A 13,126-nucleotide genomic window follows, 5' to 3' on the forward strand; every position below is an offset into this window, starting at 1 on the left:
ACATGCGCCTTGTATTTATGGGTACGCCCGAATTTGCCGTACCATCCCTGAAAGCCCTGCTTAATTCCGGTCATGAAATCACCGGGGTGGTTACCCAGCCAGACCGTCCCCGGGGCCGGGGGAAAAAACTCCAGCCCCCCCCGGTTAAAGAGGCAGCGGCAGCAGCGGGACTACTGGTAAGCCAGCCAGTAAATATGAAAGAAGGGGAATTCTTAACCAGGCTCAAGCAGTGGCAGCCCGAAGTCATTGTGGTCGTTGCCTTTGGTCGTATCCTACCGCGGGAGATTTTGGACCTGCCATTGAAGGGTTGTATCAACCTGCACGCTTCCCTCTTACCTCGCTACCGGGGGGCAGCCCCCATCCACCGGGCGGTAATGAACGGTGAAACAGAAACCGGCGTCACCACCATGTGGATGGCACCCCAATTAGACGCCGGTGACATTATCCTCCAGGAGAAGCTACCCATTGGGCCGGATGCTACCACCGGGGAAATCCACGACCGGCTGGCCGTCATGGGTGCAGAGCTCCTGGAACATACTCTGGACCTGGTGGCCGCCGGCCGGGCTCCCCGGCAGCCCCAGGATGAAGCCCTGGCCACCTACGCGCCCCCCCTTAAACCGGAAGAAGAGATGATTAACTGGGCGCAGCCGGCAGATAATATCTATAACCTTATTCGCGGCTTGAACCCCTGGCCGGGGGCCTACACCCTGCGGGCCGGCGAACGCCTGAAGGTATATGGTGCCAGGATTTTAGATGCAGCAACTACCGGAGTACCGGGCCGGGTGGTGGCGGTAACGGGTGAAGGTTTTGTCGTTCAAGCGGGTAGAGGCAGGCTTCTCATTACCGCCGTCCAGCCCCAGGGCAAAAGGATTATGCCGGCGGATGCCTACCTGCGGGGTTATCCCCTGGCCACGGGGGAGGTGCTGGGATGCGTATAAAAAAACGCCTTTTTATCGGTCTCCTGGCCCTGAGCCTTTTATTTATAACTGCCGTGCTGGCAGGTAGCTGGTATCTCCTGGTTAACCATACCAGTTTTCTCAATCGTCTCCTTCTAGTGCTGGGTTTTTTTACCCTGGCAGTCCTCTTCCTCATCATTGCCCTGGGAATCGGCGGGCTGGTATTGATCCTCTGGCAGGAACGCAGCCGGCCCTTCCTCCAGCGCCTGGGCTTAATAGCCGTCAATACCCTTTTTCCCGTGGCCCTGGCCCTGGGCAGGCGCCTGGGGGTTAAGGCAGAAACCATTAAAGCCTCGTTTATTGAGATGAACAACCAGCTAGTACGCCTGCAGGGTCTCCTGATCGAACCCGGGAAGATCCTCCTCCTGGCTCCCCACTGCCTGCAGTGGAGCGGTTGTCCCCATAAAATCACAGTTGACGTCTATAACTGTCGCCGCTGTGGCCGCTGCCCCATTGATTCCCTTCATGCCCTGGCCGAAAGATACGGTGTCCGCCTCGCCGTGGCTACCGGAGGTACTCTGGCCCGGCACTTTGTTAAACAGTACCGGCCGCGGGCGGTAGTGGCCATTGCCTGCGAGCGTGATTTAACCAGTGGCATCCAGGATACCCAACCTATGCCTGTCCTGGGGGTTTTAAACTCAAGGCCCCACGGCCCCTGCCTCAATACCCAGGTTAATTTAAACCAGGTAGAGCAAGCCATCCAGTTTTTCCTGTACGGCAAAACAATCAGCCAGCCCCAGGTACGCAGTGAAGGCTGGGGAGTTGGTAGCAGTGTGTAGAGGAGGTAACAGAAAGTGAAACTCAGGCCGGCTGCTTCGGCCCGGGAGGCGGCCCTGCAGGTCATTTACCGGGTGACGGAAGAAGGGGCCTTTACCAGCCTGGCCCTGAATGAAGTCTTGCAGGCCTCCAACCTTGAGGGCCGTGACCGCACCCTGGCCACGGAGCTGGCCTACAGTGCCGTCAAGGCCTGGCAAACCCTGGACTGGGCCCTGAGTCTCTTTTTAAAATACCCCCTGGCCAAACTTCCGCCATGGATTCGCTGCCTTTTACGTCTGGGAGGGGCGCAGCTCATGTATTTACCGCGGATACCCGCGCGGGCGGCCATCTATGAAACGGTGGAACTGGCCAAAAAATATGGTCACCGGGGCACGGTGGGCCTGGTAAACGGCATCCTGCGCAACCTGGAACGCCGCAAGGAGAATTTACCTTACCCGGAACCGGGGAGTGATCCTGCCGGCTACCTTTCCTTGCGTTATTATCATCCCCGCTGGCTGGTAGAGAAATGGCTGGCGCAGTTTGGCTATGAAGAGACGGAAGCCCTCTGCCGGGTGAATAATGGACCGGCGCCCATGGCGATCCGCGTCAATACCCTGAAGACGACAGTGGCCGGCCTGACAGCGCGCCTCCAGGACGAGGGAGCTTCTGTCAGGCCGGCCCCCTATGCCCCGGAGGGCCTTATAGTTGAAGGCCTGGGGGCGGTAGAGGCCAGCCCTTCCTTCCGGGAAGGGTTGTTCTATGTCCAGGATGAAGGTTCCCAGCTGGTTGGTCATGCTTTAAAACCCGAACCAGGGTCTTTTGTTATTGATGCCAGTGCCGCCCCGGGCGGCAAGACGACGCACCTGGCCCAGCTTATGGCCAACAGGGGCACGATTCTGGCCTGCGATGTCCATCCTTCTCGCCTGGAGTTAATTAAAGAAAACTGCCGGCGCCTTGGCGTAACTTGCGTACAAACGGCCCTGGCGGATGCCCGTGAACTTGGGAAACGTTATCCGGGGATAGCCGATTATCTGCTCATTGATGCGCCCTGTTCAGGGCTGGGGGTGTTACGCCGCCGGCCCGATGCCCGCTGGCGCAAGGAACTGGCCGGGATTAAGGAACTGGCCCGGCTGCAGCTGGAAATTCTCCAGGGAGCCAGACGGGCTTTAAAGCCGGACGGGGTTTTAGTCTACAGCACCTGCTCCCTGGCCCCGGAAGAAAACCAGGAAGTTATCCGGCAATTCCTCGACCAGGCGCGAGAATTTTCCCTTGTTACCCTTAAACCGTGGCTGCCGGTCGTACCATCTGACCTGGAAGCCGCGGCCCGTCAGGGCTGGGTGCAGTTTCTACCCCAGCGCCACGGTACCGACGGCTTTTTCATAGCGCGCTTAAAAAGGTAAACCCTAAAGGATTTTACCCCTTTATGCAGAATAAAGTTAGGTGGATAATTTGCGCTAAGCGTTAAAAAACGTTGTAAAAACTATTAAAGAAAACCTGCAGCGGCAATCGCTAGCCGGGTGTTGAGAAGGGTACCCATTTTTTGAAAGGGATCTCCTTGTTCGTATAAGGGGGGAAATATATGGATGTTATGCCCTGGACGGCACTGTTCTTTCAGTCCATACCGGAGGAAATAATTTTAGTTACTTTAGGTCTGGCGCTAATTGGCGAGTATCCGGGGATGAAAGGGATTGTTGCGGTTGGGATAAGCGGAGCGGTGTTTTCCTTTTATTTCCGCCATTTATCCCTGCCTTTTGGAATTCATACTTTAGCTTCGATTGTTGTATTGGCCCTGGCAATGTGGCTGTTATTACGGGTTAATTTATTTAAAGGGCTTTTAGCTGCTTTCCTAGGTATTGTGAGTTTAGGTATTATTGAAAGCATATCTTTCCCTCTTATTTCCTTATTAACCGGCTTGAGTTTTGAAGCGGCTCTTCAAGATCCTTTATTAAGAATCCTTTTCCCCCTCCCTGATGAAATAATTCTGGGCCTGTTTGCTTATTTCTGCCGGCGCCGGCGTTTGTCCTTAATTAGTACCGGAAAACTCATATCAAATAATGCCCGGAAGGATAACGAGGATGAAAAGTAGAAATTTCACCTGGATTATTATAACCCTGGTCCTGCTGCAAGCTTTGTTGATTATTATCCTCAATTTAAGCCATTATGCCCGTGAAACTTTTCCTATTTTTTATCCGGAAAAGAACCCGACGTCTTATTTTATGATTTCATTTTTATTCTTATTAACCTATGTTGGTATAATTTATATTTTATTTTCTGCCGCCCGCCGGGATATGCAGCTATTGCAGCAGGAACTGTACATCGAAAATTTAAAGGAGAGCCTGAAAAATTTACGCGCCCAGCGCCATGATTTCATCAGCCACCTGCAGACGGTCTACGGCCTGCTGCAGATGGAGATGGCTGACGCTGCCCTGGAATACATAACCTCTGTTTGCAACGAGGTGCGCCAGCCCACCCGCATCATCGAAGTCAACCAGCCGGTACTGGCGGCCCTTTTCCAGACCAAGGCTGCCGCAGCGGAAGCCCGGGGGATAAGCTTTCAATATGAAATAAACAGCGATTTAAAGGGGTTTCTGCTGCCCCAGACGGATGCCACCAGTATCTTTGGCAACCTCCTGGACAACGCCATCGAAGCCGCCCTGGCCGCCCTGCCCGGTGTGGAAAAGCGCATCTGGCTGCGGATCTTTAATGCCGACAACTACTACTGCTTTGAGGTGGGCAACACCGGCCCGGCCATTCCCCTTGAGCTGCAGAAAAAAATTTTTGAAAGGGGTTTTACCACGAAGAAGGTCGATGAAGAGAACCACGGCCAGGGACTACACATCGTCCAAAAGCTGGTGGCAGCCCATAACGGCCAGATCAAGGTATACAGCAGCGACCAGGGGACGGTCTTTACGGTGAGATTTCCCGTTTTATCAACATAATTTGCCATGGTGGCAGGAATCTATGAAAATTTGTAGAAAGAATAATATGGAAGAATTAGCAAACATTTATGGAGCAGGCAAGCCTTGCTAAGCATTCACCGTTTAGCCCGAAGCAGTGCCGCGTACCTGGTGGCCAGGTTACCGGATGGTCAAAATAAACCGGAGGTAGAAGTAGTAGCCTTTGGCCTGGAGGTGGCCCTGGGAGCCAGCGTGCAGCTGCTTGTTTTTATGGCCACTGCCTGGTATTTGGGCCTGCTGCCGGAGATGATGGCAGCCCTCATAACCATGGCCACTTACCGTCTGCTGGCCGGCGGCGTGCACTGCAGCGCCTATTACCGCTGTCTGATTTTGTCATTGTTAACCCTTATCATTCTGGCCCACCTGGGCCGCTGGCTGGCAGGTGCTCTGGGAGGAAGTTTGCCGGTGGTTGTGCTGCTGGTATTTGCAGCCAGCCTGGTAATTGCCTGGCGCCGGGCACCGGCGGAATCGGCGGCGGCCCCCATTATCAACCCGGTGCGCAGGTCCAGGTTAAAGAAAGCCTGTTATTTATGGTTAGTTCTATGGCTGGCAACCGTTATGCTGGGTTATCACCTGGGGTGGCGCAGCAGCCTCCTGGCCAGCAGCCTGCTGGCTCTAGTTTTCCAGGACTTGGCCCTGACACCTTTTGGCTTTGCCGCCGTGGGGCGGGCAGACGGCGTGTTAAAACGCCTCCTGCCCCTGGGATAAAACTGGAGAAAAGGAGGTGAAGTTTCATGTTGAAGAAACTGGCGGCCACGGTAGTATCCCTGGGCGTGGCCCTGGCCGTCCTGGTGGCCAATAGCAGCGTATGGCCGGCCAGTGTCTTGTTGTGGCACCAGCCGGAAGTCCCGGCCAGTTTAAGGAAGTAGCGTAAGGGATATTAGATAGCTAAGGGAGGTTCACTCCCTTTTTTTCTTTATCTTGACCCCGGCCGGGGACAATGTGGTATATTATGGTATAGCTTCATTCATAATAATGCCAGGGGATGGTTATGACTACCAAGATTGACCTGCGGGGCCTGCTGCCCGAGGAACTGGCTCAACTGGCGGCAGAACTGGGTGAAGCGTCCTACCGCGGTCGGCAGCTTTTCCACTGGCTCCACCGCCGCCGGGCTACCAGCCTGGAGGCAATGACCGAATTGCCCGGGGCTTTCCGGGCCCGGCTGGCCGGTCAGGCTGTCCTGCCACCGGTAGAGGTCATAAACCGGAGGGTGGCGGCCGGCGGCCTGACCCGGAAGTTATTGCTGCGCCTGGCGGACGGTGAGCTGATTGAATGTGTACTTATGTCTTATGAAGATGGCCGCCGGCGGCAGACTGCCTGCCTGTCCAGCCAGGTGGGCTGCGCCATGGGTTGCACCTTTTGCGCCACCGGGCAGGGCGGCTTCCGCCGCAACCTCACGCCGGGGGAAATTGTCCTCCAGGCCCTGGCCCTGGTGAAAGATGTGCAGCTGCGGGACCCTGAGGCTCGCTTGAGCAACATCGTCTTTATGGGCATGGGCGAGCCCCTGCTTAATTACCGGGCCGTCTTAAAGGCGGTGCGTATCTTTGAACACCCGCAAGGGTGGGGTATAAGTCACCGGCGGATAACCATATCTACCTGTGGCCTGGTGCCCCAGATCAGGCAGCTGGCCGGGGAGAAGCCGCCCCTTGAACTGGCCGTTTCCCTCCATGCCGCCACCAATGAGCTGCGGGAGCGGTTAATGCCCATTAACAGACGGTATCCCCTGGAAGAGCTGATTCCGGCCTGCCGCCACTATGGCCGGATAACGGGGCGGCGGGTTACCTTTGAATATGCCCTCATTGCCGGTGTCAATGACCGCCGGGAAGACGCCGGGCGCCTGGTCGAGTTGCTCCAGGGGGTGCTGGCCTTTGTCAACCTGATCCCCTTAAACCCGGTTCCCGGCAGCCCCTACAAGGGTGTAAGCCGGGCGAAGGCGTGGCTTTTTGCCTCCTGGTTGCAAAAGGCCGGCCTGGCAGCTGCCGTGAGGGAAAGCCGGGGACAGGATATCGCCGCCGCTTGCGGCCAGCTTCGCAGTAACGCCGGCCGGGAGGTGTTTTAATGGATTGGCTGGAAAAAAACGAGCGTTTCTGGCAGCGACTCTTTGATAGCCTATTCCGCCGCGGAGTCGATGTCCCCCTCCAACCTGTGGAGATTGCCAAAAAACTGGCTAAAACTATGGTTGCCCAGCGCACGGTAAGCGTCAGCCGTGTCTACGTCCCCAATATTTACCTGGTTCATTTAAATCCCAAGGATTTTGAACGCCTGTCGGCCTTTGAACATGCCCTGGCTAGGGAACTAGCCGGCTACCTAGAGAAGAAAGCGGCCGAGCAAAATTTAACCATGGTCGGCGAACCCCGGGTAGAGCTGGAGGTAGAAGACGAACTGGCCCCGGGTGAGGTGCGTATCCACGCCCGCATGGAAGAAGGGCGGCCGGAGGAAGAGGGGAACGCCCATGTTGAAAGCGATACGTTAATTTACAAGGCCATCGATGCGGAGGAAGATGACCGGCCAGGCCGGCCCTCCTTAAAGCTAACCGTTATTGCCGGGCCGGATGCGGGGCGTACGTTTCTCCTGCGGCCCGGGAAGCAGGTCCTGGGGCGCCAGCCAGTCTGCGATTTTATCCTGACCGACGAGCAGGTTTCCCGGCGCCACTGCCAGCTGGAAGAAAGCCATGACCGGGTCCTGCTGGTGGACCTGGGCAGCCGCAACGGCACTCTGGTTAACGGGAAGAGGGTGGAACGGGCCTTTTTGAACCCCGGCGACCGTATGCAGGTGGGCCGGACTGTGTTAGAATTACAGATAAGCTAGCCGGAGCGGGTGGTTACGTTGGCGGAAATTTTGCTGGCCGGGTTGAGATTTGTTTTTGTAATTTTAATCTACCTTTTCCTGTGGCATGTCTTAAGGCTCATGTACCTGGAGCTGGCGCCGGGTCATCACATTAAGCGTACCCGTGGCACCGCTGGCCGGCCGGTTTTAACTGTCCTGGAAACAAAAAACGCAGGCATAAAAAAAGGAGAAAGATATCTCCTCGGCGAAAATATTACCATTGGCCGCGATCAACATAATGATATTGTAATTAACGACTTTCACGTTTCGGCCCGTCACGCTGTAATTACCCGTCGCGGCGAAGAATGGCAGTTAGTTGACCTGGATAGCACCAACGGGACTTACGTCAACGGCCACCTACTAACCGGCCCGCAGAGTTTACGGCCTGGCGATGAAGTACGGATTGGCGGCGTGACCTTTAAAGTGGGGTGGGAAGATGCGAGCCGAGGCCCTTTCCCATACCGGACTGGTGCGGCCCGGTAATGAAGATTATTTTATTAGCGACGTTGAACGGGGGCTTTTCGCCGTAGCCGATGGTATGGGCGGGCACCAGGCCGGGGAAGTTGCCAGCCACCTGGCTCTACGGGCCCTGCAGGACAGGCTTTTTTACGGGACAGCGGGGGAACCGTTGCCCCGGTTGCTGGCCGCGGCAGAATTTGCCAACGAGATAGTTTACCGGTGCTCCCTGTCCAGCCGGGAACGGGCGGGGATGGGCACAACCATGACGGCCGTCTGGATAGTGGGATCAAGGGGTTTCCTGGTCCATATCGGCGACAGCCGTGCTTACCTTTTTCGGGACGGACAGTTACAGGTATTAACTAACGATCATTCTTATGTCGGCGAACTAGTCCGCTGCGGCGGCCTGACGGCGGAAGAGGCCCGTCTGCATCCCCAGCGCAATATCCTTACCAGGGCACTGGGGACGGGGAATACGGTTGATATTGACAGCCGAGAAATTGAGCTGAAGCCGGGAGACCGGTTGCTATTATGTACCGACGGCCTCTATGAGGTCATTCCCGATCAGGAGCTGGCGGACATCATGAACCGCCACCAGGAACTGGCTGGAGCTACCCGGCAATTGTTGCGACTGGCCCTGGAGCGGGGAGGGCCGGATAATGTTACGGTGGTGTTGGCCCTTTATGAGTAGTGGCGGTACCAGTACAAACCGGGGACAGGAGATGGCCCTGCTAATCTGGCCGTCTTTAATCCTGGCTGCCGGGTACGGTTATATGGTAACTTTTGCCTCCCGCCAGCCCGGCTGGCATCCGGGCTATGCTCTGGCCCTGCTGCTGGGGGGGTTCTGGGGGGCGCACCTGATTTTAAGGGCTACCCGCCATGGTGGCGATCAGTATCTCCTTCCCCTGGCGGCCACCCTAACGGCCCTGGGTCTTACCTTTTTGTTCCGACTGGACCCCGGACTCGCTTACCGCCAGATTATCTGGACCATAATGGGGCTTTTAGTCCTTATAGTCGTTGCTGTTGGTTTCCGGGATTACCAGCGCCTGGAACATTATCCCTACCTCTTTTTATCCCTGGGGCTTTTTTTCCTGCTTATTACCGTCCTGCTGGGGACGCGCATCGGCGGGGCCAAGAGCTGGCTGACCCTTGGTTCATTCCGTATGCAACCGGTAGAAGCTGTCAAGGTCCTCATGGTTATGTACCTGGCCGGGTATTTAAGCGACAAGAGGGAGCTGCTGATCCAGGGAGCCGGGCGTTTATCCTGGGGCCCCCTCCTGGTGGCTGTAGCCCTGGCCGTTTTATTGCTGGTCCTGCAGCGTGACCTGGGTTCAGCCCTGATTCTCCTCATTACTTTCCTGGCCATGCTCTACCTGGCCACCGGGAAATTACGCTTTTGTGTGGCAGGGGGAGCCTTATTTAGTCTGGGAGCGGTACTGGCTTACCTGGTCTTCCCCTATCTCCGGGCGCGCATTGCCGTCTGGATCAACCCCTGGGCAGATTATAGCGGGGCCGGTTACCAGGTTGTTCAGGCCCTGATCACCCTGGGGAGCGGCGGTATCTTTGGTACCGGCCTGGGCCTGGGTTATTCCGAGGTGATCCCGGCTGTTGCCACCGACTTTATCTTTGCCACCATGGGCGAGGAAATGGGATTAATGGGCAGCCTGGGGGTTATCCTTCTCTACCTGCTGTTTGCCCTGCGAGGTTTCCGTGCCGCCCTCCGGGCCCCCGAGGAGCAGGGCGTACTGCTGGCTGGCGGGTTGACCGTACTCTGTACCTTCCAGGCCCTGATCATTATGGCCGGGGTTAGCAAGCTCCTGCCCCTGACGGGGGTAACCCTGCCGTTTGTCAGTTACGGCGGCAGTTCCCTGGTGATCAGCTACCTGTTGCTGGCTTTACTCCTCAATGTCAGCGCTGCCGGCCGGGAGGCAAAACCATGAAAACCGGGGTGCGCCGCCTGGCCCTGGCGACAGGTGTATTTTTCGTCATTCTCATTGTGTACCTGACCTACATCCAGGCCATAGCCGGGGAGAGGCTCTATTTAAACCCCCTGAACCCGCGTTTGAACCTGGTTGAGCAGCAAACCGAGCGCGGGACGATTTATGATCGCGCCGGCAGGGTCCTGGCCCGGACGGTGGGGAACCCGGGCCAGTTCCAGCGCCAGTATCCCTACGGCCAGGCGGCGGCCCAGGTGGTGGGGTATGTTTCCGGGCGCTTTGGCAGCAGTGGCCTGGAAGCCAGCCGGGATGGCGATCTCCTCGGTCTTACCGGCTGGCAGCAGCTGGTCAATAAAGGCCGGCGTTTAATAGGCCAGGCGGCCCGGGGGAATGATCTGCACCTCACCCTGGATGCCGATTTACAAAGCCTGGCAACGAACCTGCTGGCCGGCCGGCGGGGAGCGGTTGTCGCCCTGGACCCGCGCACCGGTGCCGTCCTGGCCCTGGCCAGCAGCCCGGCCTTTGACCCCAACCGGCTGGAGGAGGAATGGCAGCGGATTAATAGCCCCGGCGCCGGCAGTCCCCTCCTGAACCGGGCCATCCAGGGTCTCTATCCCCCCGGTTCGATTATGAAGCTGGTAACGGCCACCGCGGCCCTGGAAGCCGACCCCGGTATTTTGCAGCGTGATTTCTACTGCCCGGGTTACCTGGAGGTCCAGGGCTGGAAGCTTACCTGCCCCCGGCCCCATGGCCACCTGAATTTCCAGCAGGCCATGATGTATTCCTGCAATGTTACCTTTGCCACCCTGGCCCTGGAAGCCGGGGCGGATAAATTCAAAGAAACGGCAGCCCTGTATGGCTTTGATAAACCTTTAAAGTTCGACCTGCCAGTCGAGGAATCCCGGGTGCCGGGCCGCCTGGATGCCAGCGCCCTGGCAGGGAGTTCCATTGGCCAGGGGGCCGTACTGGCAACGCCCCTGCAAATGGCCATGGTCACGGCCGCTATTGCCAATAAGGGTATCTTAATGCAGCCTTACCTGGTCGAGAAGGTAACGGCAGCAGGTGGCCGGCTCCTCTGGCAGGCTGTGCCGCGGCCTCTCCAGGTGGTAACCGGGGCCAGAGTAGCGGCGGATATTAAAAATGCCATGGTGGCTACAGTAAACGGTGGGACAGCTACGGCTGCAAGCTTACCGGGGACTCAGGTGGCGGCCAAAACAGGCTCCGCCCAGAATCCCGGGGGCGAAACCCATGCCTGGCTGGTGGCTTTTGCTCCGGCGGAAGAACCGCGGATTGCTGTAGCCGTTGTCGTGGAAAATGCTGGTGCGGGTGGCGCGGTAGCAGCCCCCATTGCCCGGGAAATTATGGCGGCAGCCTTGAGGCGGTGACTCAATGGATAAAATGATTGGTAAAATCCTGGAAGGTCGTTATGAGATAATTGATGAACTGGGAGGCGGGGGCATGGCCCGGGTCTACCGGGGACAGGACCGCCTGCTGCACCGTTATGTGACCATCAAAATTTTGCGGGAACAGTATGCCAGCGATAAGGACTTTTTAACCCGCTTCCACAGGGAAGCCCAGGCTGTAGCCAGCTTGTCCCATCCCAATGTGGTCAGCATCTATGACGTTGGCCAGGAAGACGGCATCCATTATCTGATTATGGAGTATGTTGAAGGCCGGTCCTTAAAGGATCTTATTAAAGAACGAGGGCCCCTGCCGCCCTTGGAGGCTATCGATATAGCCCTGCAAATTTGTGACGCCCTGGAACATGCCCATGAAAATGGCGTTATCCACCGGGATATTAAACCCCATAACATCCTCATTACCCGCAATGGCCGGGTCAAGGTAACCGATTTTGGTATCGCCCAGGCCGTCAATGAAGCAACCATGTCTTACAGCGGTACCATGGTCGGTTCTGTTCATTACCTGGCACCGGAACAGGCCAGAGGCGGGGTTACCGGCGCGGCGGCCGATATTTATTCCTTTGGTATTGTCCTCTACGAAATGCTGACCGGGGATCTTCCCTTCCACGGTGACACCCCGGTAGCCGTGGCCATCAAGCATATCCAGGAATCCCCCCGGCCCTTGCGGGAGATAAACCCCAGTGTTCCGGCGGCCCTGGAGCGTATTGTCATGCGCACCCTGGAAAAGGAGCCGGAACGACGCTACCCGTCGGCGACCGCCTTACGTTCGGACCTGTTGGCGGTAAGAAATGCCCTGGCGGAAGATACCTTTGCCACCCAGGTCCTGCCGGCGGTGGAGGCTCCCGACCCTCCGGCCAGTCCCACCCGGCCGCGCCGGCGGCCGCGGGTGTGGGCCTGGGTTTTAATGGTTCTCCTCTTTTTAGGCCTGGCCGCCGCCGGTCTGTGGGCTGGATTTCGTTATTACCTGCTTGTCGGCGAGACAGTGGTACCACCTGTAACTGGCCTTACTGAAGGCCAGGCCCTGGACCGGCTGGCGGCAGCCGGTTTGCGGGGCCAGGTGGGCAGCAGGCAGTATAATGCCGAGGTACCGGCGGGACAGGTTATGGCCCAGGAGCCCGCAGCCGGGGAACGGGTCCGCCGCGGCCGGGTCGTGACCCTGACCGTCAGCCAGGGCACTCGCATGGTTACGGTTCCTCCAGTTATTGGGCTTACGGAGCGAGATGCACGCCTGCGGTTGGAAAATGAAGGCTTACGGGTTGCCGGCGATTCGCTGAAAGTATATCATCCCAGTATCCCCGCAGGTTCAGTAGTGGAACAAAATCCTCCCGGTAACAGCAAGCAGCCAGAGGGTACCGAGGTCAGGTTGATTGTCAGCAAAGGCCCGGAGCCCCAGCTGATTCCTGCCCCCAGTCTGGTTGGCAAATCCCTGGCCGAGGCCCAGCAGCAGCTGGCGGCGGCGAAGCTGCAGCAGGGGACTCTTACTTACAAGCGGAGCGAGGAGCAATTCCCGGGGATAGTCATTGACCAGGACCCGCGACCGGGGTCCAGTGTCCTGCAGGGCAGTGCCATCAATTTAGTTGTCAGCCAGGGGCCGGGGCCGGCCCAGAAACAAGTGGGCGTCACTGTACCTCCGGCTCCGGATGATAAAGAACACGAGGTGCGCATCGTTGTTACCGATGCCAAAGGGACCAGCGAGGTATTGAATAAGAAACAGGAGCAAGGCCAGCAAATCCAGACCGTGATAACGTACTTTGGTAAGGGTAAGCTCCAGGTCTTCCGCGATGGCAATCTAATTTACGAGCGGGATTTACCGTAAG

The 13,126-nt window shown here is 57.4% G+C and carries 14 protein-coding genes; all 14 read left to right on the forward strand.

What is annotated here, in order from left to right; all coding sequences use genetic code 11:
- The first annotated feature begins 2 nt into the window (after window positions 1-2).
- The 14 genes from fmt (at window position 3) to pknB (ending at window position 13,125) form a co-directional block, all read left to right on the forward strand.
- Window positions 3-938, forward strand: coding sequence for a methionyl-tRNA formyltransferase (fmt, locus tag E308F_RS06725; protein WP_141264197.1), 936 nt, complete (start codon window positions 3-5; stop codon window positions 936-938).
- On the forward strand, window positions 929-1,735 hold the full coding sequence (locus tag E308F_RS06730; protein ID WP_141264198.1) for a DUF116 domain-containing protein: 807 nt from the start codon (window positions 929-931) through the stop codon (window positions 1,733-1,735). The genes fmt and E308F_RS06730 overlap by 10 nt, the downstream gene beginning before the upstream one ends.
- Before the next feature lie 15 nt (window positions 1,736-1,750).
- Window positions 1,751-3,112, forward strand: coding sequence for a 16S rRNA (cytosine(967)-C(5))-methyltransferase RsmB (rsmB, locus tag E308F_RS06735; RefSeq protein ID WP_141264199.1), 1,362 nt, complete (start codon window positions 1,751-1,753; stop codon window positions 3,110-3,112).
- A gap of 179 nt (window positions 3,113-3,291) precedes the next feature.
- The gene (locus E308F_RS06740) at window positions 3,292-3,798 is read left to right on the forward strand and encodes a hypothetical protein (RefSeq protein ID WP_141264200.1); all 507 of its coding nucleotides are present in this window, start codon (window positions 3,292-3,294) and stop codon (window positions 3,796-3,798) included.
- Entirely contained in the window at window positions 3,788-4,651 is an 864-nt protein-coding gene (locus E308F_RS06745; protein WP_172613869.1) for a sensor histidine kinase, read from the forward strand. The genes E308F_RS06740 and E308F_RS06745 overlap by 11 nt, the downstream gene beginning before the upstream one ends.
- Window positions 4,652-4,735: 84 nt before the next feature.
- Window positions 4,736-5,377, forward strand: coding sequence for an accessory gene regulator ArgB-like protein (locus E308F_RS06750; RefSeq protein ID WP_141264201.1), 642 nt, complete (start codon window positions 4,736-4,738; stop codon window positions 5,375-5,377).
- A 26-nt stretch (window positions 5,378-5,403) separates the two neighbouring features.
- Window positions 5,404-5,538, forward strand: coding sequence for a cyclic lactone autoinducer peptide (locus E308F_RS06755; RefSeq protein WP_141264202.1), 135 nt, complete (start codon window positions 5,404-5,406; stop codon window positions 5,536-5,538).
- A gap of 122 nt (window positions 5,539-5,660) precedes the next feature.
- On the forward strand, window positions 5,661-6,728 hold the full coding sequence (gene rlmN / locus E308F_RS06760; RefSeq protein ID WP_141264203.1) for a 23S rRNA (adenine(2503)-C(2))-methyltransferase RlmN: 1,068 nt from the start codon (window positions 5,661-5,663) through the stop codon (window positions 6,726-6,728).
- Window positions 6,728-7,477: an FhaA domain-containing protein gene (locus tag E308F_RS06765; protein WP_141264204.1), complete on the forward strand. Its 750-nt coding sequence runs from the start codon at window positions 6,728-6,730 to the stop codon at window positions 7,475-7,477. Before rlmN ends, E308F_RS06765 begins: the two co-directional genes overlap by 1 nt.
- Before the next feature lie 18 nt (window positions 7,478-7,495).
- Window positions 7,496-7,978 (forward strand): FHA domain-containing protein, encoded by a 483-nt coding sequence (locus E308F_RS06770; protein ID WP_172613371.1) that lies wholly within the window; start codon window positions 7,496-7,498, stop codon window positions 7,976-7,978.
- Window positions 7,932-8,642: a Stp1/IreP family PP2C-type Ser/Thr phosphatase gene (locus tag E308F_RS06775; RefSeq protein ID WP_141264206.1), complete on the forward strand. Its 711-nt coding sequence runs from the start codon at window positions 7,932-7,934 to the stop codon at window positions 8,640-8,642. The genes E308F_RS06770 and E308F_RS06775 overlap by 47 nt, the downstream gene beginning before the upstream one ends.
- Window positions 8,611-9,891, forward strand: coding sequence for an FtsW/RodA/SpoVE family cell cycle protein (locus E308F_RS06780; RefSeq protein ID WP_172613870.1), 1,281 nt, complete (start codon window positions 8,611-8,613; stop codon window positions 9,889-9,891). Before E308F_RS06775 ends, E308F_RS06780 begins: the two co-directional genes overlap by 32 nt.
- Window positions 9,888-11,273 carry a peptidoglycan D,D-transpeptidase FtsI family protein gene (locus E308F_RS06785; RefSeq protein ID WP_141264207.1) on the forward strand — a complete coding sequence of 462 codons (1,386 nt, stop codon included), beginning with the start codon at window positions 9,888-9,890 and terminating at the stop codon, window positions 11,271-11,273. Before E308F_RS06780 ends, E308F_RS06785 begins: the two co-directional genes overlap by 4 nt.
- A gap of 4 nt (window positions 11,274-11,277) precedes the next feature.
- On the forward strand, window positions 11,278-13,125 hold the full coding sequence (gene pknB, locus E308F_RS06790; protein ID WP_172613369.1) for a Stk1 family PASTA domain-containing Ser/Thr kinase: 1,848 nt from the start codon (window positions 11,278-11,280) through the stop codon (window positions 13,123-13,125).
- Window position 13,126: the final 1 nt, after the last annotated feature.

This window comes from Moorella sp. E308F, assembly GCF_006538365.1.
GTDB lineage: Bacteria > Bacillota > DSM-521 > Neomoorellales > Neomoorellaceae > Neomoorella.